The following is a 25,342-nucleotide window of genomic DNA, read 5'->3' on the forward strand; positions in this document are numbered from 1 at the left end:
GGCGCGGCAGGCTGATCACATCTTGGCGGACTTCTGGAAACGCTCGAGTTGCTCGTTGCCGCGCTGGATGGCGGCGTCGATGGCCTCCTTGGCCGTCTTCTTGCCCGACCAGATGCCCTCGAACTCCTCGTCGATGATGGTGCGGATCTGCACGAAGTTGCCCAGCCGTACACCGCGCGATTTGTCGGTGGTCTTGCGGATCATCTGCGTCACTGCCACGTTGGTGCCCGGGTTGTCTTTGTAGAAGCCCGACTTGTCGGTCAGGTCGAACGAGGCGGTGGTCACCGGCAGGTAGCCCGTTCGCTGGTGGCTCTTGGCGGCCACGTCCGCCTGCGACAGGTAGTTGAAGAACGCGGCCACGGCCTTGTACTCCGGCGCCTTCTTGCCGGACATCACCCACAGGCTGGCGCCCCCGATGATGGTGTTCTGCGGAGCACCGGGCACATCCGGGTAGTAGGGCAGGGTGCCGATGCCGGCGGCGAACTTGGCGTTGCGCTTGATGTTGCCGTAGAGCGCCGACGAGCCGGTCATCATGGCGCACTCACCCGAGACGAACACCGCATCGGCGGCGTTGCCGCGTCCCTTGTAGACGAACAGGCCTTGTTTGGCCATGTTGGCGAGGTTTTCGATGTGACGCAGGTGCAGCGGCGTGTTGAAGGCCAGGCGTGCATCGAGCCCGCCGAAGCCGTTGTTCTTGGTGGCGAACAGGGTGTTGTGCCAGGCCGAGAAGCTCTCCAGCTGCGTCCAGCTGACCCAACTGGTGGTGTAAGGGCACTTGTGGCCGCTGGCCTTGAGCTTCGCGGCGGCCAGCGCCACTTCGGGCCAGGTGGTGGGCGGCTTCTCGGGGTCGAGGCCGGCCGCCTTGAAGGCATCCTTGTTGTAGTGGAAGACGGTGGTGGAGCTGTTGAACGGGAAGCTCAGCATCTCGCCGCTCGGCGCGGTGTAGTAGCCCGCCACCGCCGGCACGTAGGCGTTCTGGTCGAACTTCATGCCGGCGTCCTTCATCACCTTGGCCACCGGCACCACGGCGCCCTTGCTGGCCATCATCGTGGCGGTGCCCACCTCGAACACCTGCAGGATGTGCGGTGCGTTGCCGGCGCGGAAGGCAGCGATCGCGGCCGTCATCGACTCGTCGTACGAGCCTTTGAAGGTGGGAGTGACCTTGTAGTCTTTCTGGCTGGCATTGAAATCCTTGGCGAGGTCGTTGACCCACTCGCCCAGGGCGCCGCCCATCGAGTGCCACCACTGCACTTCGACCTGGGCCTGGGCCGGCACGGCGGCGAACAGGGCCGACAAACCGACGGCAAGGGTGACTCGGCTCAAACGCATGACATCTCCTTCATGAGGGTTCCAACGGCCAAGCGCGCCGGAACGAAAACAAACAGCAGACAAACGCGCCAGTTTCTGGCCTCTTTGTGACAGTTGCGTTTTGTGGCATGTCGGCTCGCCTGCCGACATGGGGGAATACCCCGCAGGCCATGCCGCACAGCCCGCCTCGGGTGGGGGTTTGTTGCACTGCGGTACGATGCGCCCTCACGTGCCCCGACAGGCGACCGCGTGGCCTGTTGTGCCTGCCGCGCGTGCCGTGCCTGTGCCGCCCCATGAATGCACCGCTGCCCGCCGCCACCTTCCAGACGAGCAACCATGAGGCCCTTGATGCCTCGTCCTCCTCGCCGCGGCTGCGCGAGATTCCGTACAACTACACCTCGCTGTCCGACCGCGAGATCGTGTTGCGCCTGCTCGGCCCGAAGGCCTGGGCGCTGCTCGATCGCCTGCGCGAAGAGCGCCGCACCGGTCGTTCGGCCCGCATGCTCTACGAGGTGCTGGGAGACATCTGGGTCGTCCAGCGCAACCCGTACCTCGAAGACGACCTGCTCGACAACCCCAAGCGCCGCCATCTGCTGATCGACGCGCTGCACCACCGTTTGTCGGAGGTGGAAAAGCGCCGCACCCCCGCCGACGACCCGGAGCGCGATGCGCACGTCGGCGAGTTGCTGGCGGCGGCGAGTGCGGCCGTCGAGCGGTTCGCGAAGCGCTTTTCCGAGACTTGGGACCTGCGCCAGCGCACCCGCAAGGTGTTGGGCAAGCACACGGCCAAGGACAACATCAAGTTCGACGGGTTGTCGCGCGTGTCGCACGTCACCGACGCGACGGACTGGCGTGTCGAGTACCCCTTTGTCGTGCTGACGCCCGACACCGAAGCCGAAATGGCCGGCCTGGTGAAGGCTTGCATCGAGCTGGGGCTGACCATCATCCCGCGCGGGGGCGGCACCGGCTACACCGGCGGCGCCGTGCCGCTGACCTGGAAGAGCGCGGTCATCAACACCGAGAAGCTCGAGGCGATGACCGAGGTGGAGCTGGTCGCCCTGCCCGGGGTCGACCATCCGGTTGCCACCATCTGGACGGAAGCGGGTGTGGTGACCCAGCGCGTGGCCGATGCGGCCGAGCGAGGCGGACATGTGTTCGCCGTCGACCCCACGTCCGCCGAGGCCAGCTGCGTGGGCGGCAACATCGCGATGAACGCCGGCGGCAAGAAGGCCGTGCTGTGGGGCACCGCGCTCGACAACCTGGCCAGCTGGAAGATGGTGACGCCCGAGGCCACCTGGCTGGAGGTGGTTCGGCTGAACCACAACCTCGGCAAGATTCACGATGTGGAGGTGGCCAGTTTCGAACTGCGCCACTTCGACGCCAGCGGCAAGAAGCTCGAACGCACCGAGCGCCTGGACATCCCTGGCCGAGTCTTCCGCAAGGAGGGCCTGGGCAAGGACGTGACCGACAAGTTCCTGGCCGGGCTGCCGGGTATCCAGAAAGAGGGCTGCGATGGCCTGATCACCTCAGCGCGCTGGGTGGTGCACCGCATGCCGGCCCACACCCGAACGGTGTGCCTGGAGTTCTTCGGCAACCCGAGGGACTGCGTGCCTTCGATCGTCGAGATCAAGGACTTCATGTTCGCCGAGATGAAGCGCCCGGGCGGTGCCATCCTGGCGGGCCTGGAACACCTGGACGACCGCTACCTGAAGGCCGTGGGCTACGCCACCAAGAGCAAGCGTGGCACGCTGCCCAAGATGGTGCTGATCGGCGACATCGTCGGGGACGACCCCGACGCGGTGGCCCGGGCCACCAGCGAGGTGATCCGGCTGGCCAACGGCCGGTCGGGCGAAGGCTTCGTGGCCGTGTCGGCGGATGCACGCAAGAAGTTCTGGCTGGATCGCAAGCGCACCGCGGCAATCAGCAAGCACACCAACGCCTTCAAGGTGAACGAAGACGTGGTGATCCCGCTGGAGCGCATGGGCGAGTACACGCTGGGCATCGAGCGGATCAACATCGAACTGAGCCTGCGCAACAAGTTGGCGCTGGTTGACCGGCTGGAAGAATTCTTCCGCCAAGGCCGGCTGCCCCTGGGCAAGACGGACGATGCCGGCGAGATCCCGAGTGCCGAGTTGCTGGAAGACCGGGTGCAGCAGGCCTTGTCGCTGCTGCGTGAGGTACGCGGCCTGTGGTCAGGCTGGCTGCAGGGGCTCGATGTGGTGCAGGCCGATGCACAGCGCAGCTTCTTCGATCAGATCCAGGACGGCTCGCTGCGCGCCTCGTGGAAGCGCCAGATCCTGAAGCCGCTGCAGTCGCTGTTCGCTGGGGCGGCCTTCACGCCGTTGTTGGACGAATGCCGGCGCATCCACAAGGAAGTCTTGCGGGGCCGGGTGTGGGTGGCGCTGCACATGCACGCCGGCGACGGCAATGTGCACACCAACATCCCGGTGAACTCGGACAACTACGAGATGCTGCAGACGGCGCACGAGGCCGTGGCACGCATCATGGTGCTGGCGCGTTCGCTCAACGGCGTGATCTCTGGCGAGCACGGCATCGGCATCACCAAGCTCGAGTTCTTGCACGACGACGAACTGGCCAACTTCGCGGCCTACAAGCAGCGGGTCGATCCCGAAGGCCGGTTCAACAAAGGCAAGCTGCTGCGGGGCGAGGCGCTGCAGGCACTGGGCGATACGGATGTGCACGCCGCCGACCTCAGCCACGCCTACACGCCCAGCTTTGGCCTGATGGGGCACGAGTCGCTCATCATGCAGCAGAGCGACATCGGCGACATCGCCAACTCGGTGAAAGACTGTCTGCGTTGCGGCAAGTGCAAGCCGGTCTGCGCCACCCATGTGCCGCGGGCCAACCTGCTGTACAGCCCGCGCAACAAGATCCTCGCCACCTCACTGCTGGTCGAAGCCTTCCTCTATGAAGAGCAGACCCGCCGCGGCGTCTCGATCAAGCATTGGGAAGAGTTCGAGGACGTGGCCGATCACTGCACGGTGTGCCACAAGTGCGCCTCGCCGTGCCCGGTGAAGATCGACTTCGGCGACGTGTCGATGAACATGCGCAACCTGCTGCGCAAGATGGGGCAGAAGAGTTTCAGGCCGGGCAACGCCGCCGCGATGTTCATGCTCAACGCGACGAATCCGCAAACCATCAAGCTGGCCCGCACCGCGATGGTGGGGGTGGGCATGAAGGCCCAACGGATGGCGCACGACGTGCTGAAGCTGGCCGCTCGCCGCCAGACGAATGCGCCACCGGCCACGGTGGGCGGCGCGCCCATCCGCGAGCAGGTGATCCACTTCATCAACAAGAAGATGCCGGGTGGTCTGCCCAAGAAGACGGCCCGGGCCTTGCTGGACATCGAAGACAAGCACTACGTGCCGATCATCCGCGACCCGAAGGCGACGACCAGCGACACCGAGGCCGTCTTCTATTTCCCGGGCTGTGGTTCCGAGCGGTTGTTCAGCCAGGTGGGTCTGGCGACCCAGGCGATGCTGTGGCACGCGGGCGTGCAGACGGTGTTGCCGCCGGGCTACCTCTGCTGCGGCTATCCGCAGCGCGGGTCGGGTCAGTTCGACAAGGCCGAGCAGATCATCACCGACAACCGGGTCTTGTTCCACCGCGTGGCCAACACGCTGAATTACCTGGACATCAAGACGGTGGTGGTCTCCTGCGGTACCTGCTACGACCAGCTGCAGGGCTACAAGTTCGAGGAAATCTTCCCCGGCTGCCGCATCGTGGACATCCACGAGTACCTGCTCGAGCGGAGCATCACGCTGCCGAAGGCGGATGGGGCCACCTACCTGTACCACGACCCCTGCCACAGCCCCATGAAACTGCAGGAGCCGATGAAGACGGTGAAGGCGCTCGTTGGGGAAGGCGTGGTCAAGAGTGAGCGGTGCTGCGGCGAATCTGGCACCTTGGGTGTCACCCGCCCGGACATCGCCACCCAGGTGCGTTTCCGCAAGGAAGAAGAGTTGCGCAAGGCCGAGGCGCAGTTGCGTGGTTCCGGGGCGGTGGGCCCGAAAGACGATCTCAAGATCCTGACTTCCTGCCCCAGCTGCCTGCAGGGTTTGTCGCGCTATGGCGGCGATTTGCAGAATGGCCTGCTCGAGGCCGACTACATCGTGGTCGAGATGGCCCGCAAGATTCTGGGTGCCGATTGGATGGAGCGCTACGTCGAGCGCGCCAATGCCGGTGGCATCGAGCGGGTGCTGGTCTGATGGCGCCGGTGGCAGGCTGCGAGTTGTGCGCCGAGCGCACCACCTCGGCATGGACCGAGGTGGTGGCCGATGCCAGGCTGCGGGTGGTCCGCGTTCTGGATGCGCCAGATTTCCCTGCCTTCTACCGGGTGATCTGGCGCGACCACGTGGCCGAGCTGAGCGACTTGTCCGACGACGACCGAGCCCACTGCCTCGCGGCGGTGGTGGCGGTCGAGGCCGCTTTGCGGGCTGCACTGGCGCCGACCAAGATCAACCTGGCCGCGCTGGGCAACATGGTGCCGCACTTGCACTGGCACGTCATCGCCCGGTTCGATTGGGACAGCCACTTTCCGCAGCCGATCTGGGGGGCGCGCCAACGTGATGTTGTGCCGCCAGCGGGCGAACGCATGCGCCTCCCCCTGAACAAGCTTGATGAGTTGGTCCGCCAGTCGGTGGAAACACGGGTGTTCGGGTTGGGTAGGATCGGGGGCTAACGGCGGAGTTGACCGCCGTTTTCACATTGACCGCCCACATGATCATTCGCCACACCCCCAGCCTTCTGCTCGCCCTGACTTTGGCCGCCTGTGGCGGCTCGGACGGCACCACCGACGTGGGTGACAACGGCGATATCGCCGTGCACAACAGTGGTGCCGATGAGGTGACTGCGGGGGGCACGCTCACCTTCACGGCCACGGTGACCAACGAAGGCCCCGCAGCGGTCGGCGACGTCCAGCTGACCCACCATCTGGACGGCCCGGGTACGGTGGCGTCCATCACCTGCAGCGCCACCGGCGGGGCCGTCTGCCCTGCGACGCCGGGAGCCGACATGTCGGTGCCCAGCATGCCGGTGGGCGGTGGGCTGGTGTTCACCATCAGCGTGACCACCACGGCCGATCAAATTGGTGCCGTGACAAGCGCGCTGATCGCTACCTCTGAGGCGGACGATGACACGGCCAACAACACGGGCGAAGCGACCACCATCGCACTGGATGGGCGCAACGGCGACTACACCGTCTATGGCAGCAATGGGCGGAAGTACACGCTGACGCTGAACTTCAACCAGATGACGTACGAGATGAGCGGCCAGCAAATGACCCGCTCAGGCACCTTCACGCGAGATGCAGACGGCGTGGGGTATGTCTTCGGCGGCACGGCGCGCTTCCGGATGGCCCAAGACATGGTCGTCGGTGGTTTTGACTTCGACCTCGAAGGCAGCGAGCACCCGTACGACAAAGGCGTCCGGCCGATCGTTGGGGCTCGGGTCTTCAGCACCGATCTGGCCGCCCTCGCCGGAAAGAGCTTCAATTTGCTGGGCTTGAACCTGCGCCGCAATGACATGCTGGAGTCGGTGGTGTATCCCTCGACGATCGCCAATGGCGAGCTCCGCAGCTGCCGGGCACCTGTGCCGGTCCGCTTCGATCAGTGCCCTGAAAACTTTCGCTATGTCTATGCGCTGTCCGTGGTCGGCTCCGAGTTCAAGGGGACTGATGCCACTCACAAGGACGTGATCCACTTCCGTGTCGCCCGATCGGGTGACACCGTGGTCCTGCTGCGGGCCGAGGACGCCGCCGATGCCACCGGGCGCCATTTCCGCGTCGGGTTGGCCGAGACGGCGGGCCTGGCCGGCGGTACCTTCGGCACCAGCAGTACCAGCTCGGCTTGGGGTGCCACGGTGCTGACAGACACCCGTTACAGCTTCTCCGGCACGCTGACGGACGGCACCGCCTCTAACTTTGCCGCCTACCTGGTCCCGTTGACCGACGTCGGCCCCGACGGTTTGCGCAAAGGCAACCGGGTGGCAGGTGATGCGCCGATCTATCTCGGCCAGAACGGCGGCCTGGTGGTGATGCTGGGCGCGGCCGACGGCGGAGCCGAAGGCCAGATCGATCTGGGCCTGCGTTGAGCCGCGGCGTCACGATGGCGGCCCCTTTACCCCCACCTCAGCCGACGGCACTCACGCTGCACCAAAGCTCGAAGGTGCTGGAAATCACCTTTGACGACGGGCGCAACTTCCGCATTCCGTTCGAGCTGATGCGGGTTTACTCTCCCTCCGCCGAAGTGCAGGGCCATGGTCCCGGCCAGGAGGTGCTTCAGACGGGAATGCGCAACGTAGGGATCGACTCGATCGAGCTCGTCGGCCACTATGCGGTGCAGCCGCGCTTTTCAGACGGGCATGACAGCGGTATCTTCACGTGGGAACTGCTATACCGTCTGGGTGCGCAAGAAGCCGAGCACTGGGCGCGCTACGAAGAACGACTGAAAAAGGCTGGGTTGGAACGCGACTTGCCAATGTCCCCCAAAGGTGGCGGCGGCACATGCGGACACCATTGACCTGATTGGCAGTGCCAGCATCCGTGCTGGAGGGAACAGATGTCTCAGACCCATTTCGGTTACCAAAGCGTCGACGAGAGAGAAAAGGCGAAGCGCGTCAAAGGCGTCTTCGATTCCGTGGCCTCCAAGTACGACGTGATGAACGACCTCATGTCGATGGGGCTTCATCGCGCGTGGAAGTCTTACACCGTTGCGGTGGCGAACCTGCGCGAAGGCGACAAGGTGCTCGACATCGCGGGGGGCACTGGCGATCTGGCGAAGGCGTTCGCACGGCGCGTCGGGCCCTCTGGACAGGTGGTTCACACCGACATCAACGAGGCGATGCTGCGCACCGGACGCGACCGGATGCTCGACGATGGCTTGGCGCTGCCCACCACGATTTGTGACGCTGAGCAACTCCCGTTTCGGACGGGCAGTTTCGATCTGGTCAGCGTGGCCTTCGGCCTGCGCAACATGACGCACAAGGAGCGGGCGCTGGCTGAGATGGCCCGCGTGCTGCGCGATGGCGGTCGCCTGCTGGTGTTGGAGTTTTCCAAGGTGGCGCCGCCGCTGCAGAAGACTTATGACTGGTATTCCTTCAAGGTGCTCCCCAAATTGGGGCAGTGGGTGGCGGGCGATGCGGACAGCTACCGCTATCTCGCGGAATCGATCCGCATGCATCCGGATCAGCAGGCCCTCAGGGCGATGATGAAATCGGCAGGCTTCGGCCATGTCGATGTTCACAACCTCACGGGTGGTGTGGTCGCGCTGCACGTCGGCATCAAATGTTGACGCCCCGCGATAGCCGATCTCAGGCCGGCTTTGGCGGTTGGCGAGCCCTGGGTTTGATGTCGGCCTTTGCGCCGAGCGAGTTGGGTGCGATGCCGAACTTTGCCGAGCCCGCTGTGGCCGTCTGGAAGGCCATTTGGCGCAATGCCCGGCAGGTCTATCCGAGTTCTCACCCGATGTCGTGGGTGCGGCGGGCCCGCTTCTGCGCCAATGCCTGGATGTGCCGCCGCGAGTGGCGGGCGCTGCGTCATGTGCCGCCGCAGTCCGAGCTGGGCAAGATGATGCAGGCGCGGCGCGACATGGCGCACATCCTCGCCTGGCCTTATCTTCACCGGGCCTGGTCGATTCGCCATCGTGTCGAGACGGTGGTGGCGCACTATCGCCACGTCGAGCGTCATGCCTGGTTGCAGATTCCCCTGGGCACGCGCCAGTTGCTGGCCCATGTCGGGCCCGCCGAAGAGGGCCTGACGCTGCAGCTCGACCAGCCGGAATGGATGTCGCAAGAGGGTGAACTGACCCTCAGCCTGTTCGAGGGCACGATGCGCCTGTACTCGGTGGCGTTTTCGATCGGCCGCCGCAAGGGTCGGCCCACGCTTTACATCGGTGCCATCCAGGGGCGGTCCACCAAAGGAATCACCGAACGCTATGCCGAGCTGACAAAGCGCCTGCATGGTTGTCGTCCCCGAGATCTGGTGTTGCTCGCCACGCTGTTCCTCGCCGAGGCGATGGACATCGAGAGGGTGTACGCGATCAGCGACTACTACCGCCACTACCGCCATGCGCGGATGCTCGCCCGCCTTGACAAGAACGTGCCGACGGCCGATTACGACGAAATCTGGCGCGACCGGGGTGGCGTCGAGACGGTGGACGGTTTTTTCGCCATTGAGACGGCATACCAGCCGCGACCTCTGGAAACCGTGGCGACGAAGAAGCGCGCGATGTACCGGCGTCGCTACGAGATGCTGGGGGCGGTGCGCGAATCGCTGCATGGCGCCGCCCGTGCCAACCAGCCTCCTGCACAATTGCAGCACGAGCCGGCACTCTGATCTTTGGCCGGGCTCGCCCGACCCATGACCACTGTCCTCCTGACCGGCGCTACCGGCTACATCGGCTCTCACACCTGGCTGGCGCTGCAAGCGGCTGGCTTCTCGGTGGTGGGCCTCGATGATTTTTCCAACAGCTCATCCGAGGTGTTGCACCGCATCCAGGCACTCGGTGGCCAGACGCCCCAATTCGAGCGGGCGTCGGTCACAGATGCTGCGGCGTTGGACAGCGTGTTCGAGCGCCACCGCATCGATGCGGTCGTCCACTTCGCGGCCTTCAAGGCGGTTGGAGAGTCGGCCGAGCAGCCCCTGGCCTACTACGCCAACAACCTGGGCGGCTTGGTCGCCACTTGCGATGCGATGCGCCGTCATGGCGTCAAGGCGATGGTGTTCAGCTCCAGCGCCACCGTGTACGGGCCGCCTCAATATCTGCCGTACGACGAAGCACATCCGTTGTCGGCGATGAATGTTTACGGGCGCACCAAACTGTTTGGCGAGCAGATACTGCGCGACCTGGAGGCCTCCGACCCCTCGTGGAAGATCGCCTGGCTGCGGTACTTCAACCCGGTGGGTGCCCACGAAAGCGGCCGCCTGGGCGAGGACCCGCGCGGCGTGCCGAACAACCTGATGCCGTACGTCACCCAGGTGGCGGTGGGCCGGCGCGAGTTCCTGCAGGTGTTCGGCGGCGACTACGAGACGGTCGATGGCACGGGCGTGCGCGACTACTTGCACGTCGTCGATCTCGCCGAGGGGCATGTGGCCGCTCTGCGCTACTTGCTGGATCAACAGCAATCGCTCACCGTCAACCTCGGTGCCGGCCGCGGTACCAGCGTTCTGGAATTGGTGCGCGCGTTTGAGCGAGCCAGTGGGCGGCCGGTGCCCTACCGTATCGTGGACCGACGCGTGGGCGATCTACCAGCGTTCTGGGCCGACGCCACGCGAGCGCGCGAAGTGCTGGGGTGGCAGACCCGCCGCGACCTCGACACCATGTGTGCCGACAGCTGGCGTTGGCAACAGGCCAATCCCCACGGATTCGGCTGCTGACAGTTCTGACGTTTTGAGGCTGGTGGGCGCGCAACGCCGCAGCCCAGAATCGCGGCCACCTGCCGCCGGCGGGCGCTGCTTCGGCAGCCTCATCCCTTTGCATGGAGAGTTGCGCATGGCTCACAGACTGCAAGCCGCCGCCCTGGCCTTGACCGTCGCGCTCGTCACGTCCGCGTCAGCCCAGCCCGCCGACGACCCCGCCATCCAGCCCGTGGGGCCTGCGGCATCGGCCATCAAGGTCATCTTCGTGATTGCCTTCGAGAACCACGACTCGAAGCAGATCTACGGCAACACCGCGGATGCGCCCTACATCAACAACGTGTTGATGCAGAAGTACGCCTATTCGACGAACTTCGGCGACGTGTTGCCTTCGTTGCCGAGCGAGCCCCACTACGTGTGGATGGAGGCGGGTACCAACAAGTTCTCCGACCACACCTTCACTGGCGATGGGGATGCGACCGCCAGCAACAGCACCGGCAGCACCGCGCACCTCGTCACACAGATCAAAAATGCGGGTACGGGCATCAGCTGGATGTCCTACCAGGAAGGGTTGAACAAGCGCACCGGCCGGTGCCCGATCGCCTCAGACGGCTACTACGCGGCCAAGCACAACCCCTTCGTGTTCTTCCGCGATGTGTCGGGCAACCCGCCGTCGAAGACCAACACGTACTGCGCCGATCACCACAAGAACTACAAGGCGCTCGCTGACGATCTGGCCAATGCACGCGTGGCCACCTTCAACTTCATCACGCCCAACCAGTGCAACGACATGCACGGCGACATCGGTTGCCCGAACAGCAACGAGATCCGCGCCGGCGACAACTGGCTGAAGAAGAACCTGCCGCCGATCATCGACTATGTCAATGCTCACCAAGGCGCGATCTTTCTCGTCTGGGACGAGGGCAGCAACACCAATCTGATGCCGTTCATCGCCGTGGGGCCGGGCGTCAAGAAGGGGTACGCCAGTTCGGTGAAGCTCGACCACAGCTCCTTGCTGAAGTCGGTGGAAGAGATCCTGCAGCTGCCTTTGTTGGCGACCGTCAGCGGGGCGACTGATTTCGCCGATCTGTTCCAGGCGGGCCAGTTCCCCTGACGATGCGCCGTGTCATGGGCCGCCTCCTACAATCCGGCCCATGGCAAACCCCGTCACGGATCTGCTGCTTCCCGCGGCGACCGACCGCTTCATCCTGCTGGCCAACCATGTGCTCTCCGCGGCGCCGGCTGCCACCGAACGGCTTCGGGCCCATGCGGGCCGTGTGCTGCGCGTGGAGGTCGAGAACTGGCGTGTGCCCTTGCCGCCGCCCCCGCCACTAACCTTGCGCATTTCGCCGGCCGGCTTGTTCGAGGACGCGGGCGAGCAGGGCACGGTTACCGAGCCCGACCTCAGACTGCGTGTCGATGCGTCCCACCCGATCGACGCAGCCCGCCGGGTGGTCACGGGCGAGCTGCCGGCGTTGCAGGTCGAGGGTGACGTGGCACTGGCTTCGGACATGAACTGGGTGGTGGCCAATGTCCGATGGGACATTGCCGCGGACATCGAGCGCGTGTTCGGTCCTCTGGTGGCAGGGGGGCTGGCTCAGGTGGGCGGAAAGCTCGCCAGCACCGCTCGAACGCTCGCCGAGGGCGCCGCCAGCGTCTGGCGAAAGCCTTGATGGCTCGGCTCCCCGTGGTTGTGGCTGCGGCGACCCGCTGCGGCTTCTGAGGCCTGCGCCATGCGTTTCGTACTGCGGCTCGTCCGCATCGTCATCACGCTGCTGAGATACGGCATCGACGAGTTGGCGCTGTCGGGCTTCCGGCAACGGCGGTTGCGTGCGCTGTCCGGTGTGCTGACACTCGGGCGCCGATTTGATCTGCCCCGTGGCGTGCGTCTGCGCATGGCCCTCGAGCATCTGGGGCCGATCTTCATCAAGTTCGGGCAAGTGCTGTCCACGCGGCGCGACCTGATGCCGCTGGACATTGCCGACGAACTGGCCAGGCTGCAAGACCGCGTGCCGCCGTTCCCGGCAGACCAGGCGCGGCGCATCATCGAATCCGAGCTGCGCCAACCTATCGACAGCCTTTTTGCGCATTTCGACGAAGTGCCGGTGGCCAGTGCTTCGGTGGCCCAGGTGCATTTCGCCACGCTGCTGGATGGCCGTGAAGTCGCCGTGAAGGTGCTGCGCCCGGGCATGCTGGCGGTGATCGACGACGACTTGGCGATCCTGCACATGCTGGCGCGGTGGGTGGAGCGCATGTCGGCCGACGGCCGCCGCCTGCGCCCGCGCGAAGTCGTCAATGAGTTCGACACGTACCTGCACGACGAACTCGATCTGGTCCGCGAGGCGGCCAACGCGGCACAGCTTCGCCGCAACATGGCCGATTTGCCGCTCATCCTGGTGCCCGAGATGCACTGGGACTTGTGCACCCGCAACGTCTGCGTGATGGAGCGTATGAAGGGGGTGCCGATCAGCCAGGTCGATCGGCTGCGCGAAGCGGGCGTGGACATCAAGAAACTGGCTCGCGACGGTGTCACCATCTTCTTCACCCAGGTGTTCCGGGACGGTTTTTTCCACGCCGACATGCACCCGGGCAACATCCAGGTCAGTCTCGATCCCGCCACCTTCGGCCGCTACATCGCGCTGGATTTCGGCATCATCGGCACGCTCACCGAGACGGACAAGGAATACCTCGCGCAGAACTTCATCGCGTTCTTCCGACGCGACTACAAGCGAGTGGCCGAGCTGCACGTCGAGTCTGGTTGGGTGCCGCCGACGACTCGGGTGGATGCGCTCGAAGGCGCCATTCGTGCCGTCTGTGAGCCGCAGTTCGATCGACCGCTGAAGGACATTTCACTGGGCCAGGTGTTGATGCGCCTGTTCCAGACCTCGCGGCGCTTCAACGTGGAGATTCAGCCGCAGCTCGTGCTGCTGCAGAAGACCTTGCTGAACGTCGAGGGCCTGGGCCGTCAACTCGACCCTGACCTTGACCTGTGGACCACCGCCAAGCCCTTTCTCGAGCGCTGGATGGACGAGCAGATCGGCCCGCGAGCCTTGTGGCGCCGCCTGAAGGATGAAGCGCCCCACTACGCGAAGCTGTTGCCCGAGTTGCCGCGGCTGCTGCACGACGCGCTGGCCCGTCGCCACGCGTCGTCGCCAGACGACCAGAGCGTCTTGCTGGCCGAGCTGTTGCGCGAGCAGCGCCGCACCAACCGGCTGATCAGCGGCCTGAGCTGGGGGCTGCTGGGCTTCCTGGCGGGGGCCGTGCTGGCACGCTTGGTGCTCAGCTACCGAGGCTTCTGAAACCGGGCCCTCTGACACCGGGCGTTCTGACACCGGGGCTGCCCCGGGTCAGGCCGGCCACCAGCGGCCCGATAATGCCGCGCGCTGTTCCGCTCGTTTCACGGTCGACTCATGAACTCCATCCTGATCACCTTCGTCGTGCTGTACCTCGTGGGCACGTTGGCCTTGGGCGTCTGGGCCGGCACGCGTATCAAGACCACCAGCGATTTCGCGGTGGCCGGTCGCAGCCTGCCCTTGGTCATGGTGATCACCACCACCTTCGCGACCTGGTTCGGCGCCGAAACCGTGATGGGCATCCCGGCCAAGTTCGTGCAGGGCGGCCTGAACTCGATCATCGAGGATCCGTTCGGCGCCGGCATGTGCTTGGTGCTGGTCGGTGCGTTCTTCGCCACCAAGCTCTACCGCCAGAACCTGCTGACCATCGGCGACTTCTACCGCAAGCGCTTTGGCAAGGGCATCGAGGTGTTCTGCTCGTCCGCCATCATCCTCAGCTACCTGGGTTGGGTGGCTGCCCAGATCACCGCGCTGGGGTTGGTGTTCTCCGTGCTCACCAACGGCGTGGTGGACGAGACCGCCGGCATGATCATCGGTACGTTGGCTGTGCTGGTGTACGTGGTGGTGGGCGGTTTCGTCGCCGTCGCCTGGACCGACTTCATCCAGATGATCGTGCTGGTCATCGGCCTGACTGTCATCGCCATCTTCTCTGCCGACCTGGCAGGGGGCAGCGACAAGGTCTTGGCCATGGCGCACAACGCTGACCTGTTCCGCTTCCTGCCGCCGCCCACTTTCACCGAGGTCGCCATGTTCATCGGGGCAGGCCTGACGATGATGCTGGGCAGCATCCCGCAGCAGGACGTGTTCCAGCGCGTGATGTCGGCCAAGGACGAGCGCACCGCCCGCAACGGCGCGATGATCGGCGGCTTCAGCTACATCCTGTTCGCGGCGGTGCCGATGTTCATCGTCGCCAGCGCGGTGGTGGTGATGGGCGACAAGGCGCTCGACATGGCGCAGAACGACTATCAGCGCCTGTTGCCCACGTTCGTGCTGACGCAGATGCCGCTGTTCATGCAGATCCTGTTCTTCGGTGCGCTGCTGTCGGCCATCAAGAGCACCTCGTCGGCGACGCTGTTGGCACCTTCGACCAGCTTCGTCGAGAACATCCTGAAGAACCTGCGCCCCGGCATGAAAGACCGTGAGCAGTTGCTGGCGATGCGGGTCACGATCGTGATCTTCGCGGGCCTGGTGCTGCTGTATGCCATCGCGATGCGAGGCACCACCATCTACGAACTGGTCTCCGCCGCTTACCAGATCACCTTGGTCGGGGCGTTCGTCCCGCTGGTCTTTGGCCTCTACTGGAAGCGCGCGACGACCCAGGGTGCCATCGCCTCCCTGGCGTTCGGCATTGGCACCTGGCTGATCTATTTCCCGCAGATCTCGACCTTCGGCGAGCATTTCCCTGGTCAACTGGCCGGGCTGCTCGCTGCCCTGGTCGGCATGGTCGTCGGGTCGCTGGCGCCGCAGGTCCTGAAGAACCGCCACGAGGCTGTTCACACCTTGAAGGCTTGAAAAATCGGGGCTTAGTACCCAGCTGGGCAGTGCACCGCGGGTGGGCGCCGCAGGGCGTCCGCTTATAATTTCCTGTTTTGAATCAAGGGTTTGGTCATGCCTATTTACGCTTATCGCTGCGCCGCCTGCGGCCATTCGCGTGATGTGCTGCAAAAGCTGTCCGATGCGCCGCTGACGCAGTGCCCGGCCTGTGGGGCCGAGCAGTTTTCCAAGCAAATCACCGCGGCCGGCTTTCAGCTGAAGGGCTCGGGCTGGTACGCCACTGACTTCCGCAACAACGGCGGCAGTTCGTCCACCTCCGGCACCGCTGCGGCCGCAGCCAAGTCCGATGGCACCGCCTCCTCTGGTGCCGACAGCGGTTCGAGCTCGGGCGGCTCCGAGTCGGCCAGCAGTGGCGGCACGCCGTGCGGCGGCTCCTGCGCCTGCCACTGATTCGCCGCGCGAAACCCGGGACACCGCTTGAAAAAATACCTCATCGCCGGCCTGCTGACCTGGCTGCCCCTGGCCATCACCATCTGGGTGCTGCTGTGGGTGCAGGGCTTGCTGGATGGCATGTTCAAAGGCTTCCTGCGTCTGGCGCAAGCGGTGGTGCCAGGCAGTGCCGAGAGCCTCAAGGCCTTGGGCGAATGGCCCGGCCTGGGCGTCGTCGTCATGGTCGCGTTGATGCTGTTCACCGGCATCTTCGTGACCAACCTGTTCGGCCAGTGGTGGCTGAAGCAATGGGATGCGTTGATGAACCGCATCCCGATCGTTCGCTCGATCTACAGTTCGGTCAAGCAGGTTTCCGACACCTTGTTCTCCAGCAATGGCAACGCCTTTCGCGAAGCCGTGCTGGTGCAGTATCCGCATGCCGGCTCGTGGACCATCGCGTTCGTCACCGGCAAGCCCAGTGGTGAGGTGGCCGACAAGCTGCCATCCGAGCACGTCAGCCTGTACGTGCCCACCACCCCCAACCCAACGTCAGGCTTCTTCCTCATGATGCCGCGCGCGGCCGTGCAGCCGCTGGACATGAGCGTCGACGAAGCGTTGAAATACATCATCTCGATGGGCGTGGTGGCGCCTCCGCCCACCGCCGTGCCCCCGGCAAGCCGAGTGGCTTTGCCGGAGGGGGCCGACCCCAATCGGGGGGGCTGAGTCGCCGAGAGCGTCCGGCACTCAGTCCTGAGGGTTGACCACCCCGCCCCGACAGCCTACCAATCCGATTCACGCGCGCGGCGGCATTGGGCCCGCCAGCGCCACCCCACATCAAGAAGCACTGGAGTGCACACATGAGAACAACGTACTGCGGCTTGGTCAGCGAAGCGCTGGCCGGCCAGACCGTGACCCTGATGGGCTGGGCCCATCGTCGCCGTGACCATGGCGGCGTGATCTTCATCGAACTGCGCGACCGCGAAGGCCACGTGCAGATCGTTTGCGATCCTGACCGTCCCGAGATGTTCAAGATCGCCGAGAGCGTTCGCAACGAGTTCTGCCTCAAGGTGATCGGCAAGGTCCGCGCGCGGCCTGCCGACAAGGAAAACGCCAACCTCGCCAGCGGCAAGGTCGAAGTTTTGTGCCACGAACTGGAAGTGCTGAACGCCTCGGTCACGCCCCCGTTCCAACTCGACGACGAGAACCTGTCGGAAACCACGCGCCTGACGCATCGCGTGCTGGACCTGCGTCGCCCGCAGATGCAGAAGAACCTGATGCTGCGCTACCGCGTGGCGATGGAGGTGCGCAAGTTCCTCGATCACAACGGCTTCGTCGACATCGAAACCCCGATGCTGACCAAGTCCACCCCCGAGGGCGCGCGCGACTACCTCGTGCCCAGCCGCGTGCACGATGGCCACTTCTTCGCGCTGCCGCAGTCGCCCCAGTTGTTCAAGCAGCTGCTGATGGTGGCGGGGTTCGACCGCTACTACCAGATCACCAAGTGCTTCCGCGACGAAGACCTGCGCGCCGATCGGCAGCCTGAGTTCACCCAGATCGATATCGAAACCTCGTTCCTGAACGAGGAAGAAATTCGCGGCATGTTCGAAGGCATGATCCGCACGGTGTTCCGCAACGCCATCGGGGTCGACTTGCCGGGCTACCCGGTGATGACCTATGCCGATGCGATGCACCAGTACGGCTCCGACAAGCCCGACCTGCGCGTGAAGCTCAAGTTCACCGAGCTGACCGACGTGATGAAGGACGTCGACTTCAAGGTCTTCTCCACCCCGGCCACCGCCCCAGGTGGCCGCGTCGTCGCGCTGAAGGTGCCCGGCGGTGGCGACATGAGCCGCGGCGAGATCGACGGCTACACCGAGTTCGTCAAGATCTATGGGGCCAAGGGCCTCGCCTGGATCAAGGTCAACGACGTGCAGAAGGGCCGTGAAGGCCTGCAGTCGCCGATCGTGAAGAACCTTCACGACGCCTCCATCGCTGAAATCATTGCGCGCACCGGCGCTTGCAATGGTGACCTGATCTTCTTCGGCGCCGACAAGGCCAAGGTGGTCAACGATGCCATCGGCGCGCTGCGCGTGAAGATCGGCCACAGCGAGTTTGGCCGCAACCACGGGCTGTTCGAAGACAAGTGGGCACCGCTGTGGGTGGTGGACTTCCCGATGTTCGAATACGACGAGGAAGAAGACCGCTGGAACGCCGTTCACCACCCCTTCACCAGCCCGAAGGATGGCCACGAAGACCTGATGGACACCGACCCCGGTGCCTGCATCGCCAAGGCCTATGACATGGTGCTCAACGGCTGGGAACTGGGCGGTGGCTCGATCCGTATCCACCGCGCCGAGGTGCAGAGCAAGGTGTTCAGCGCCCTGAAGATCACGCCCGAAGACGCCAAGGTCAAATTCGGCTTCCTGCTGGATGCGCTGCAGTACGGCGCCCCGCCGCACGGTGGCCTGGCCTTCGGCCTGGATCGCCTGGTGACGCTGATGACCAAGGCCGAGTCGATCCGCGACGTGATCGCCTTCCCCAAGACCCAGCGCGCCCAGTGCCTGCTGACCGGTGCACCCAGCCTGGTCGACGAAAAGCAACTGCGCGAGTTGCACATCCGCCTGCGCAATGCGGCGGTGGCCGGCTGAACGCGGCTGCGATCTCCCGCCGATGCACCCAGGGCCCTTCGGGGCCCTTTTTCTTGGTCACGCCGTACCGTGCTTGGTCTCGAAGCGGATGCCGATGTCTTTCAGCAAGGGCGTGGGCAGTTGGCCGCCGGCGCAGACGATCACGGCGTCGTTGCGCAGCGTCAGTCGCTCGCCGTCGGGAAGGCGCAGCGTCACGTCGGCTGGGGAGATGGCTTCAACCTCGCTGCGCAGACGCACACTGAGCCGGCCCTCGGCTTGCAGGCGCTGCAGTCGCTCGCGGTTCTTCGGCTTGACGCGTGAAAAGGCATCGCCCCGGTATGAGAGCGTCACCTGCGTGGCGGGCACGTCGGCCATGGCGATCGCCGCTTCGAGCGCGCTGTCGCCGCCGCCCACCACCAGCACCGCCTGGCCAGCGTACTGCGCCGCATCGACCAGCCGATAGGCGACTTTCGGCAGGTCTTCGCCCGGCACGCCCAGCGTGCGGGGTGTTCCCCGCCGCCCGATCGCCAGCAGCACCGATCGGGTGTGCAGCGTGCCGCGCGAGGTCGAGACGACCAGGCTGTCGCCAGCCGGCGTGATGGACTGCATCCGTTCGCCAAACTGTATGGCGAGGCGGAACTTCAGCACCACGCCGTGCCAGAACTCCAGCAGCTTTTCCTTGCTCACCTCGTTGAACCGCACCTGGCCGACCAGCGCCAGCTTCACCGGTGCCGTCATCGCCACTTTCTGGCGCGGGTAGTGGAAGACCGATCCGCCGAGAGAGTCTTCCTGCTCGATGATGCGGTAGCGCAGCTTTTTCTCGATGGCGGCCAGCCCGGCAGACAGGCCCGCGGGCCCCGCGCCCACAATCACCACGTCGAGCTGGTCGGCGTCGCGGGCGCGGCCCCGGGCGGCGATGGCCTCCATCGCCTGGCGCCCCTGCTCTGCGGCCTTTCTGATGAGCCCCATGCCGCCCAGCTCGCCCGCGATGAAGATGCCCGGCACGTTGGTCTCGAACTGCGGTGTCAGCAATGGAATGTCGACGCCGCGCTTCTCAGTACCGAAGACGAGCGAGATCGCATCGAACGGGCAAGCGGCCTGGCAGGCGCCGTGGCCGATGCAGGCGGAGGCGTTGATCAGCGTCGCTTTGCCGCCCACCATGCCCAGCGCCTGTTCGGGGCACGCGCGAACGCAGGTACTTGAGCCGATGCAGCGCGCCGGGTCGACCACCGGGTGCAGTGACGCTGGCTCATTCAAGCCGGCTGCCTGGGCCTCGGCCCATTCTTCGGCATGGTGGCGCTCGCGCCGGGCCCGGCGCCAAGGATGCCCACCGACCGCTGCCAGCAGCAGCAGCAGGTAGGGCCACGCCGTTGCCCAGCTCACTTCACGACGTCGGCAATGACCAGCGCCACGCCCTGCGCGCCCGGCGCCACTGGGGCAGACAGGCCTTGCAGATCGCCGGGCTGCGGCATCGCCTGGCCAGATTTGGACACCCTCGCCCCGACCACCACCTGCGCAGACTGGCTCAGCCGCGCCTGTGGGCTCATGGCGAGGCTGTCGTCGAGCGTGAACTCGAAGGGCAGGTCGCGCACCCGCTTCTTCAGGATCGCCAGCGGCATGCGTGCGCCCTCTGACGGTCGCGCAAACACGAACACCGTGTCGTCGGGCCCCGCCTGGTTGGCGAGCGCGGGCGCGAGTTCAACGCGGCCCCGTATCGCCTCGCCACCGGCTGCCGGCGTGTCGTTGGCGGGTGCGGGCATGCCGGCCAACTGCCGCGCTTCGGCCAAGTTGGCCCGAGCCTGCTGCACCAGCCCGTTGTCAGCCGGGCCCGCTTGCGAGGCCTGCTCCCAGTGGCGCACGGCTGCGGCGTAGTCCTTTTTTTCGAAGGCGATCGTGCCAGCCAGCAGCAAGGCCTTCAGCTGCTTGGGGTCGACCGCCAACGCCTGCTCGATCAGCTGCGCCGGCTCGCCATCGAAGTTGCCACGCAGCACGGCCAGGGCATCGGCCAGGTCAGCCAAGGCCTGCGCATGCTGGGGCTGCCGTTCCAGCACGTGACGGTAAGCCGCCACAGCCGGCTCGAACCGGCCCAGCACCGCGTAAGAGCGGCCGAGCATCAGCCAGCCTTCCACGTTGTCGGGCTCCTTTTCCATGCGCGCGGCGAGCGTCTGCACCATGCCCTGGATGTCGCTGCTGGTCATCGAATGGGGCGAAGACGCGCCATCGTTTGCGGGGGCGGCGGCCACCGGAGGGGCGGGTGGAAGGGCGCCTGGTGCCGTGTTCCAGCCTTCGCGGCTGCCCAGCCACCAGGTGCCTGCGACGCCGAACGCGGCCACGAAGGCCACCAGCCCCATGACCATCCGTCGCGATGGGCGGGTGCCGGCACGTTGCTGGGCTTCGAGTTCGCGCAGCCGCGCCCGCAGTTCTTCTATCGATTCAGTCATCGGTGGGTTCGGGTTCAAAAGCGTCGTCGGGCATTCGGCTTCGGCGGCGCAGCACCACGATCAGGGCGATCAGGCCGCCCAGCATCAGGACGGCCGGGCCAAACCACAGCAGCGCCGTGCGCTCGTTCACCGGTGGCCGATACAGGACAAAGTCGCCGTAGCGGTCGGTCATGAAGCGGCGCACGTCGTCCGGGCTGCGGCCGGCCTGGAGCTGTTCGCGGATTTGCTGGCGCAGATCCGAGGCCAGCTCAGCGTGGGAGTCGGCAATCGTCTGGTTCTGGCAGACCAGGCACCGCAGCTCGGCGGCGATCTCCATCATCTGGGCCTCGAGCGCCGGGTCGGCGGCGGCAGGGCGGGCCGCCTGGCCATGAGCGGTGCCCGCGATCAGGGCCGCCACGGCCCATGCCATCCAAAGCAGGCGTTTCATGACGACAGCCTCGCCAGAAGCGGCTCGATTTTCTCGCGCAGTGCCTGCGGCGTGATCGGCCCGATGTGCTTGTAGCGCACGACGCCCTGGCGATCGATCACGAAGGTTTCCGGTACACCGTAGACGCCGTAGTCGAGCCCGATGCGGCCCTGCGGATCGAACAGAGAATCGGCGTAGGGGTTGCCAAGGCTCTGCAGCCAGGCCTTGCCGGCCTCGCGCTCGTCCTTGTAGTTCAGCCCGATCAGGGTGACATCCGGCCGCTGCCGTGCGAAGGCCACCAGCACCGGATGCTCGTCGCGGCAGGCGCCGCACCACGATGCCCACACGTTCAAGATCCACACCTTGCCCAGCAGCTCTTGCTGGGTGATGCGGCGCGCCGGATCGGCCAGCGTGGGGGCCGCAAAGGTCGGTGCCGGCTTGTCGATCAAGGGCGAGGGCACCTCGCGTGGATCGAGTTTCAGGCCCAGGCCCAGGAATATGGCCAGCGCGATGAACAGGCCCAGCGGGATCAGTGTGCGGGCCTTCATGCGACGGCCCCTTGAACGTTGGCCGATGGCGCGACGGCGGCACGGCGGCGGTAGCGCCGGTCGCTGGCTGCGAGGCCACCGCCGGCCGCCATGATGAGGGCGCCCAGCCAGATCCAGATCACCAAGGGCTTGTGCTGCACACGCAGCGTCCACGAGCCGTCGGCCTGCTCGTCGCCGAGCGAGACATACAGGTCGCGCCCCAGGTTGCTGTCGATCGAGGCCTCGGTCATCGGATTGCGCTGCACGCGGTACACCCGCTTCTCGGGCGTCAAGGTGGTCACCGCCGAGCCTTGCCGGGTGACCTCGACCCGCGCCTGTGCGGCGCGGTAGTTGGGCCCGGTCACGTCGTTCACGCCGAGGAAGCGGAACACGTAGCCGCCCACCTCGGTGGTCTCGCCTGGCTGCATGCGCACGTCGCTTTCGCTGTCGTAGGTCCGCACGGTGGTCACGCCGACGATGAATGCGGCCACGCCCAGATGGGCGATCCACATCCCGGCTTGCGCGCGGGTGATCTGGCGCCACTGGCGGCGCCACCCGGCGGCGTCGATCGCCACACCGGCGGCCACCCAGGTGCCCAAGGCGTAGCCGGCCACCGACCAGGGCGAGGCGCGCCCGGCCGTGGCCGCCACGGCCACCGGCACCAGCACCGTCACAACCGCCGCCCAGCGCAGCCGTCGCGCCAGCGAAGGCACTTCGTCACCCTTCCAGCGCGCCAGCGGGCCGACGCCGACCAGCACCACCAGTGGTGCCATCAACCATCGGAACACCGTGTCGAAGTAGGGCGGGCCGACTGAGATCTTTCCCAGGCCGAGCGCGTCCAGGAACAAGGGGTACATCGTGCCGAGCAGCACGGCGCCGGTGGCCGTCATCAGCAGCACGTTGTTCAGAAGCAGCGCGGTTTCCTTGGAGACCAGTGCGAAGCGTTGGCCCAGGCCCACGGCCGATGCGCGCCAGGCGTAGAGCGTCAGCGAAGCGCCGACGACCACCACCAGGAAGGCCAGGATGAACAGGCCGCGGCGCGGGTCGGTGGCAAAGGCATGCACCGATGACAGCACGCCCGAGCGGACCAGGAAGGTGCCCAGCAGCGACAGCGAGAACGCGCAGATGGCCAGCAGCACTGTCCAGGCCTTGAAGCTGCCGCGCTTTTCGCTCACCGCCAGCGAATGCATCAGCGCGGTACCCACCAGCCAGGGCATGAACGAGGCGTTCTCCACCGGGTCCCAGAACCACCAACCGCCCCAGCCCAACTCGTAGTACGCCCAGGCGCTGCCCAGCGCGATGCCGATCGTCAGGAAGATCCACGCGGCAATCGTCCATGGCCGTGACCAGCGGGCCCAGGCCGCATCCAGCTGGCCGCCCAGCAGCGCGGCGATCGCAAAGGCGAAAGCGACCGAGAAGCCCACATAACCCATGTAGAGCATGGGCGGATGGAACACCATGCCGGGATCCTGCAGCAGCGGGTTCAGGTCGCGGCCATCCATCACCGGGGGAAGCAGGCGCTCGAACGGGTTCGACGTCAGCAGCATGAACAGCAGAAAGCCGGCCCCGACCATCGACATCACGGCCAGCACCCGGCTCACGAACACCATCGGCAGGCCGCGGCTGAACCAGGCCACCGCCTGCATCCAGACCACCAGCATCGTCACCCACAGCAGCAGCGAGCCCTCATGCCCGCCCCAGACGCCGGCCAGCCGGTAGGCCAGCGGCAGCGCGGTGTTCGAGTTCGAAGCCACGTACAGCACCGAGAAGTCGTGCCGCACGAAGCTGGCTGCCAGCGCGGCAAAGGCGGCCAGCACCAGCAGCAGCTGGATGCGGGTCAGGGGCCGCATCAGGCCCATCCAGTCGGCCCGTTCACGGTGCGCGCCGGCCAGCCCCAGCGCGCTCTGCGCCAGCGCCACCGCCAGCGCGAGGATGAGGGCGATTTGTCCAAGCTCGGGGATCATCGGTTGTTCTCCACGAGTGTGGGGGCGGGCATGGGGCCGTGCGTGGCCGGCACCGGGCCTGCGGAGGCCGAGCCCGCCTGGGCGCGCTTCAGCGCCTCGGCGGCTTCGGGCGGCATGTAGTTTTCATCATGCTTGGCCAGCACCTCCCGGGCGGCGAAGACGCCATCAGGGCGCAGCGTGCCCTGGGCCACCACGCCCTTGCCTTCCTTGAACAGGTCGGGCAGCAGGCCGTTGAAGTCGACCGGCACATCGCGCTGCGTGTCCGTCACCACGAACCGCACCTGCACGCCGTTGCGCTGCACGCTGCCCTCCCGCACCAGGCCACCCAGGCGGAAGGGGCGCTGCTGTGGCGCCTCGCCCGAGGCCACCTGGCTCGGCGTGAAGAAGAACACCAGGTTGCTGTTGAAGGCGTTCAGCACCAGCGCCGTGGCGGCGGCCAGGCCCGCCAGCACGCCGCCTGCGATCGCGAGCCGTTTCTGACGCGGTGTCATTCAGCCTCCTCGGCCTTGCGTTCGGCGGCTGCCCGGCGCGCGCGGGCCACCCGCGATCGCACCAGCCAGGCTTCGATGCCCAGCAAGGCCAAGCAGGGCAGCCAGGCTCCCCAGACGAAGATGCCGTGCCCATCCAGCGTGAGAAGGCGACTGAACTGTTCCATCGTGGCTCAATGTGCGTCGCTGGCCCAGCCAGCGTCTTGTTCTTGCTCAAAGCTGAGGGCGCGGGCGCGCGTCAGCGAGGCGGCGATGGCGTGGGCCCAGAAGGCCACCGTGCACAACGCCAGTGCCAGCAGCATCTGCCGCGCCATCGTCGGCGCTGCCGTCATGCTGATGGAGGCGCCTTGATGCAAGGTGTTCCACCACTTCACCGAAAAATAGATGATCGGGACGTTCACCGCGCCCACCAGCGCCACCAGGGCACCGGCCTGGGCCGAGCGCCGATCGTCGTCGATCGACTCCACCAGCGCGATATAGCCCAGGTAGAGCAGCAGCAGGATCAACTCCGACGTGAGCCGCGCATCCCACACCCACCAGGTGCCCCAGGTGGGTTGCCCCCACAAGGCGCCTGTCCACAGCGCCATCGCCGTGTAGAGCGCCCCGGACGGCGCCAATGCACGCGCCAGGCGCGACGCCATCCGGATCTTGAACACCCAGCCCACCACGGCCCAGAAGGCCACCGCCAGGTAGCACACCATCGACAGCCAGGCCGCGGGCACGTGGATGAAGAGGATGCGATAGGCCTCGCCCTGGGTGGCATCGGTGGGGGCGACCACGAACCCGACGTAGAGCCCGGCCAGGCCGGTGACCAGGGCGATCACCCAGCACCAGCGCGCCACCACTGGCGCCAGGCGCTCGAAGCGGGCGGGCGAGGCGAACATCGTCCAGCGGCGCGGTGCCGTCGGGGCGGAGGAGGCGGCGAGAGTCAT

Annotated in this window: 23 protein-coding genes; 14 read left to right on the forward strand and 9 right to left on the reverse strand. The window is 66.0% G+C overall.

Features of this window, described 5'->3' with window-relative positions; genetic code table 11:
• Positions 1-15 precede the first annotated feature (15 nt).
• Positions 16-1,329, reverse strand: a complete 1,314-nt coding sequence (gene ugpB / locus AACH06_RS04950; RefSeq protein ID WP_341424514.1) for a sn-glycerol-3-phosphate ABC transporter substrate-binding protein UgpB — start codon at positions 1,327-1,329, stop codon at positions 16-18.
• Between the two features lie 272 nt (positions 1,330-1,601).
• Here ugpB and AACH06_RS04955 point away from each other — a divergent pair, with 272 nt between their 5' ends.
• The 14 genes from AACH06_RS04955 to aspS all read left to right on the forward strand — a co-directional run bounded on the left by AACH06_RS04955 (position 1,602) and on the right by aspS (position 18,605).
• Complete coding sequence (locus AACH06_RS04955; RefSeq protein WP_341424515.1) at positions 1,602-5,537, forward strand: DUF3683 domain-containing protein; 3,936 nt, start codon at positions 1,602-1,604, stop codon at positions 5,535-5,537.
• Positions 5,537-6,010 carry an HIT family protein gene (locus AACH06_RS04960; RefSeq protein WP_341424516.1) on the forward strand — a complete coding sequence of 158 codons (474 nt, stop codon included), beginning with the start codon at positions 5,537-5,539 and terminating at the stop codon, positions 6,008-6,010. Before AACH06_RS04955 ends, AACH06_RS04960 begins: the two co-directional genes overlap by 1 nt.
• 38 nt (positions 6,011-6,048) lie before the next feature.
• On the forward strand, positions 6,049-7,419 hold the full coding sequence (locus AACH06_RS04965) for a hypothetical protein (protein ID WP_341424517.1): 1,371 nt from the start codon (positions 6,049-6,051) through the stop codon (positions 7,417-7,419).
• Between the two features lie 14 nt (positions 7,420-7,433).
• On the forward strand, positions 7,434-7,847 hold the full coding sequence (locus tag AACH06_RS04970) for a gamma-butyrobetaine hydroxylase family protein (protein WP_341424689.1): 414 nt from the start codon (positions 7,434-7,436) through the stop codon (positions 7,845-7,847).
• A gap of 39 nt (positions 7,848-7,886) precedes the next feature.
• Positions 7,887-8,618: a bifunctional demethylmenaquinone methyltransferase/2-methoxy-6-polyprenyl-1,4-benzoquinol methylase UbiE gene (gene ubiE / locus AACH06_RS04975; protein WP_341424518.1), complete on the forward strand. Its 732-nt coding sequence runs from the start codon at positions 7,887-7,889 to the stop codon at positions 8,616-8,618.
• 56 nt (positions 8,619-8,674) lie between these two features.
• Positions 8,675-9,661, forward strand: a complete 987-nt coding sequence (locus AACH06_RS04980) for a VirK/YbjX family protein (protein ID WP_341424519.1) — start codon at positions 8,675-8,677, stop codon at positions 9,659-9,661.
• Positions 9,662-9,685: 24 nt separating this feature from the next.
• Positions 9,686-10,702: a UDP-glucose 4-epimerase GalE gene (galE, locus tag AACH06_RS04985; RefSeq protein ID WP_341424520.1), complete on the forward strand. Its 1,017-nt coding sequence runs from the start codon at positions 9,686-9,688 to the stop codon at positions 10,700-10,702.
• A gap of 115 nt (positions 10,703-10,817) precedes the next feature.
• Positions 10,818-11,795: an alkaline phosphatase family protein gene (locus AACH06_RS04990; RefSeq protein WP_341424521.1), complete on the forward strand. Its 978-nt coding sequence runs from the start codon at positions 10,818-10,820 to the stop codon at positions 11,793-11,795.
• A gap of 40 nt (positions 11,796-11,835) precedes the next feature.
• Complete coding sequence (locus AACH06_RS04995; RefSeq protein WP_341424522.1) at positions 11,836-12,354, forward strand: hypothetical protein; 519 nt, start codon at positions 11,836-11,838, stop codon at positions 12,352-12,354.
• 60 nt (positions 12,355-12,414) lie between these two features.
• A complete protein-coding gene (gene ubiB, locus AACH06_RS05000; RefSeq protein ID WP_341424523.1) occupies positions 12,415-13,980 on the forward strand; it encodes a ubiquinone biosynthesis regulatory protein kinase UbiB in 1,566 nt (521 codons plus the stop codon).
• Between the two features lie 111 nt (positions 13,981-14,091).
• Positions 14,092-15,546, forward strand: a complete 1,455-nt coding sequence (locus AACH06_RS05005; RefSeq protein ID WP_341424524.1) for a high affinity choline transporter 1 — start codon at positions 14,092-14,094, stop codon at positions 15,544-15,546.
• Positions 15,547-15,642: 96 nt separating this feature from the next.
• Positions 15,643-15,978: an FmdB family zinc ribbon protein gene (locus AACH06_RS05010; RefSeq protein WP_341424525.1), complete on the forward strand. Its 336-nt coding sequence runs from the start codon at positions 15,643-15,645 to the stop codon at positions 15,976-15,978.
• A gap of 27 nt (positions 15,979-16,005) precedes the next feature.
• Positions 16,006-16,680: a DUF502 domain-containing protein gene (locus AACH06_RS05015; protein WP_341424526.1), complete on the forward strand. Its 675-nt coding sequence runs from the start codon at positions 16,006-16,008 to the stop codon at positions 16,678-16,680.
• A gap of 134 nt (positions 16,681-16,814) precedes the next feature.
• Positions 16,815-18,605 carry an aspartate--tRNA ligase gene (gene aspS, locus AACH06_RS05020; RefSeq protein WP_341424527.1) on the forward strand — a complete coding sequence of 597 codons (1,791 nt, stop codon included), beginning with the start codon at positions 16,815-16,817 and terminating at the stop codon, positions 18,603-18,605.
• Positions 18,606-18,662: 57 nt separating this feature from the next.
• On the opposite strand, the gene AACH06_RS05025 is transcribed toward aspS, so the two are convergent.
• The 8 genes from AACH06_RS05025 to ccmC are packed head-to-tail and all read right to left on the reverse strand — an operon-like array spanning position 18,663 to position 25,342.
• On the reverse strand, positions 18,663-19,967 hold the full coding sequence (locus tag AACH06_RS05025) for an NAD(P)-binding domain-containing protein (protein WP_341424528.1): 1,305 nt from the start codon (positions 19,965-19,967) through the stop codon (positions 18,663-18,665).
• Entirely contained in the window at positions 19,964-21,025 is a 1,062-nt protein-coding gene (locus AACH06_RS05030; protein WP_341424529.1) for a tetratricopeptide repeat protein, read from the reverse strand. Before AACH06_RS05030 ends, AACH06_RS05025 begins: the two co-directional genes overlap by 4 nt.
• On the reverse strand, positions 21,018-21,452 hold the full coding sequence (locus AACH06_RS05035; RefSeq protein ID WP_423221986.1) for a cytochrome c-type biogenesis protein: 435 nt from the start codon (positions 21,450-21,452) through the stop codon (positions 21,018-21,020). Before AACH06_RS05035 ends, AACH06_RS05030 begins: the two co-directional genes overlap by 8 nt.
• Positions 21,449-21,979 carry a DsbE family thiol:disulfide interchange protein gene (locus AACH06_RS05040; protein ID WP_341424530.1) on the reverse strand — a complete coding sequence of 177 codons (531 nt, stop codon included), beginning with the start codon at positions 21,977-21,979 and terminating at the stop codon, positions 21,449-21,451. Before AACH06_RS05040 ends, AACH06_RS05035 begins: the two co-directional genes overlap by 4 nt.
• Positions 21,976-23,922: a heme lyase CcmF/NrfE family subunit gene (locus AACH06_RS05045; RefSeq protein WP_341424531.1), complete on the reverse strand. Its 1,947-nt coding sequence runs from the start codon at positions 23,920-23,922 to the stop codon at positions 21,976-21,978. The genes AACH06_RS05040 and AACH06_RS05045 overlap by 4 nt, the downstream gene beginning before the upstream one ends.
• The gene (gene ccmE / locus AACH06_RS05050; protein ID WP_341424532.1) at positions 23,919-24,413 is read right to left on the reverse strand and encodes a cytochrome c maturation protein CcmE; all 495 of its coding nucleotides are present in this window, start codon (positions 24,411-24,413) and stop codon (positions 23,919-23,921) included. Before ccmE ends, AACH06_RS05045 begins: the two co-directional genes overlap by 4 nt.
• Positions 24,410-24,577, reverse strand: a complete 168-nt coding sequence (ccmD, locus tag AACH06_RS05055; protein WP_341424533.1) for a heme exporter protein CcmD — start codon at positions 24,575-24,577, stop codon at positions 24,410-24,412. Before ccmD ends, ccmE begins: the two co-directional genes overlap by 4 nt.
• A 6-nt stretch (positions 24,578-24,583) precedes the next feature.
• Positions 24,584-25,342, reverse strand: a complete 759-nt coding sequence (ccmC, locus tag AACH06_RS05060) for a heme ABC transporter permease CcmC (RefSeq protein WP_341424534.1) — start codon at positions 25,340-25,342, stop codon at positions 24,584-24,586.

It is taken from the genome of Ideonella lacteola (assembly GCF_038066555.1).
Classification (GTDB): Bacteria; Pseudomonadota; Gammaproteobacteria; order Burkholderiales; family Burkholderiaceae_C; genus Ideonella; species Ideonella lacteola.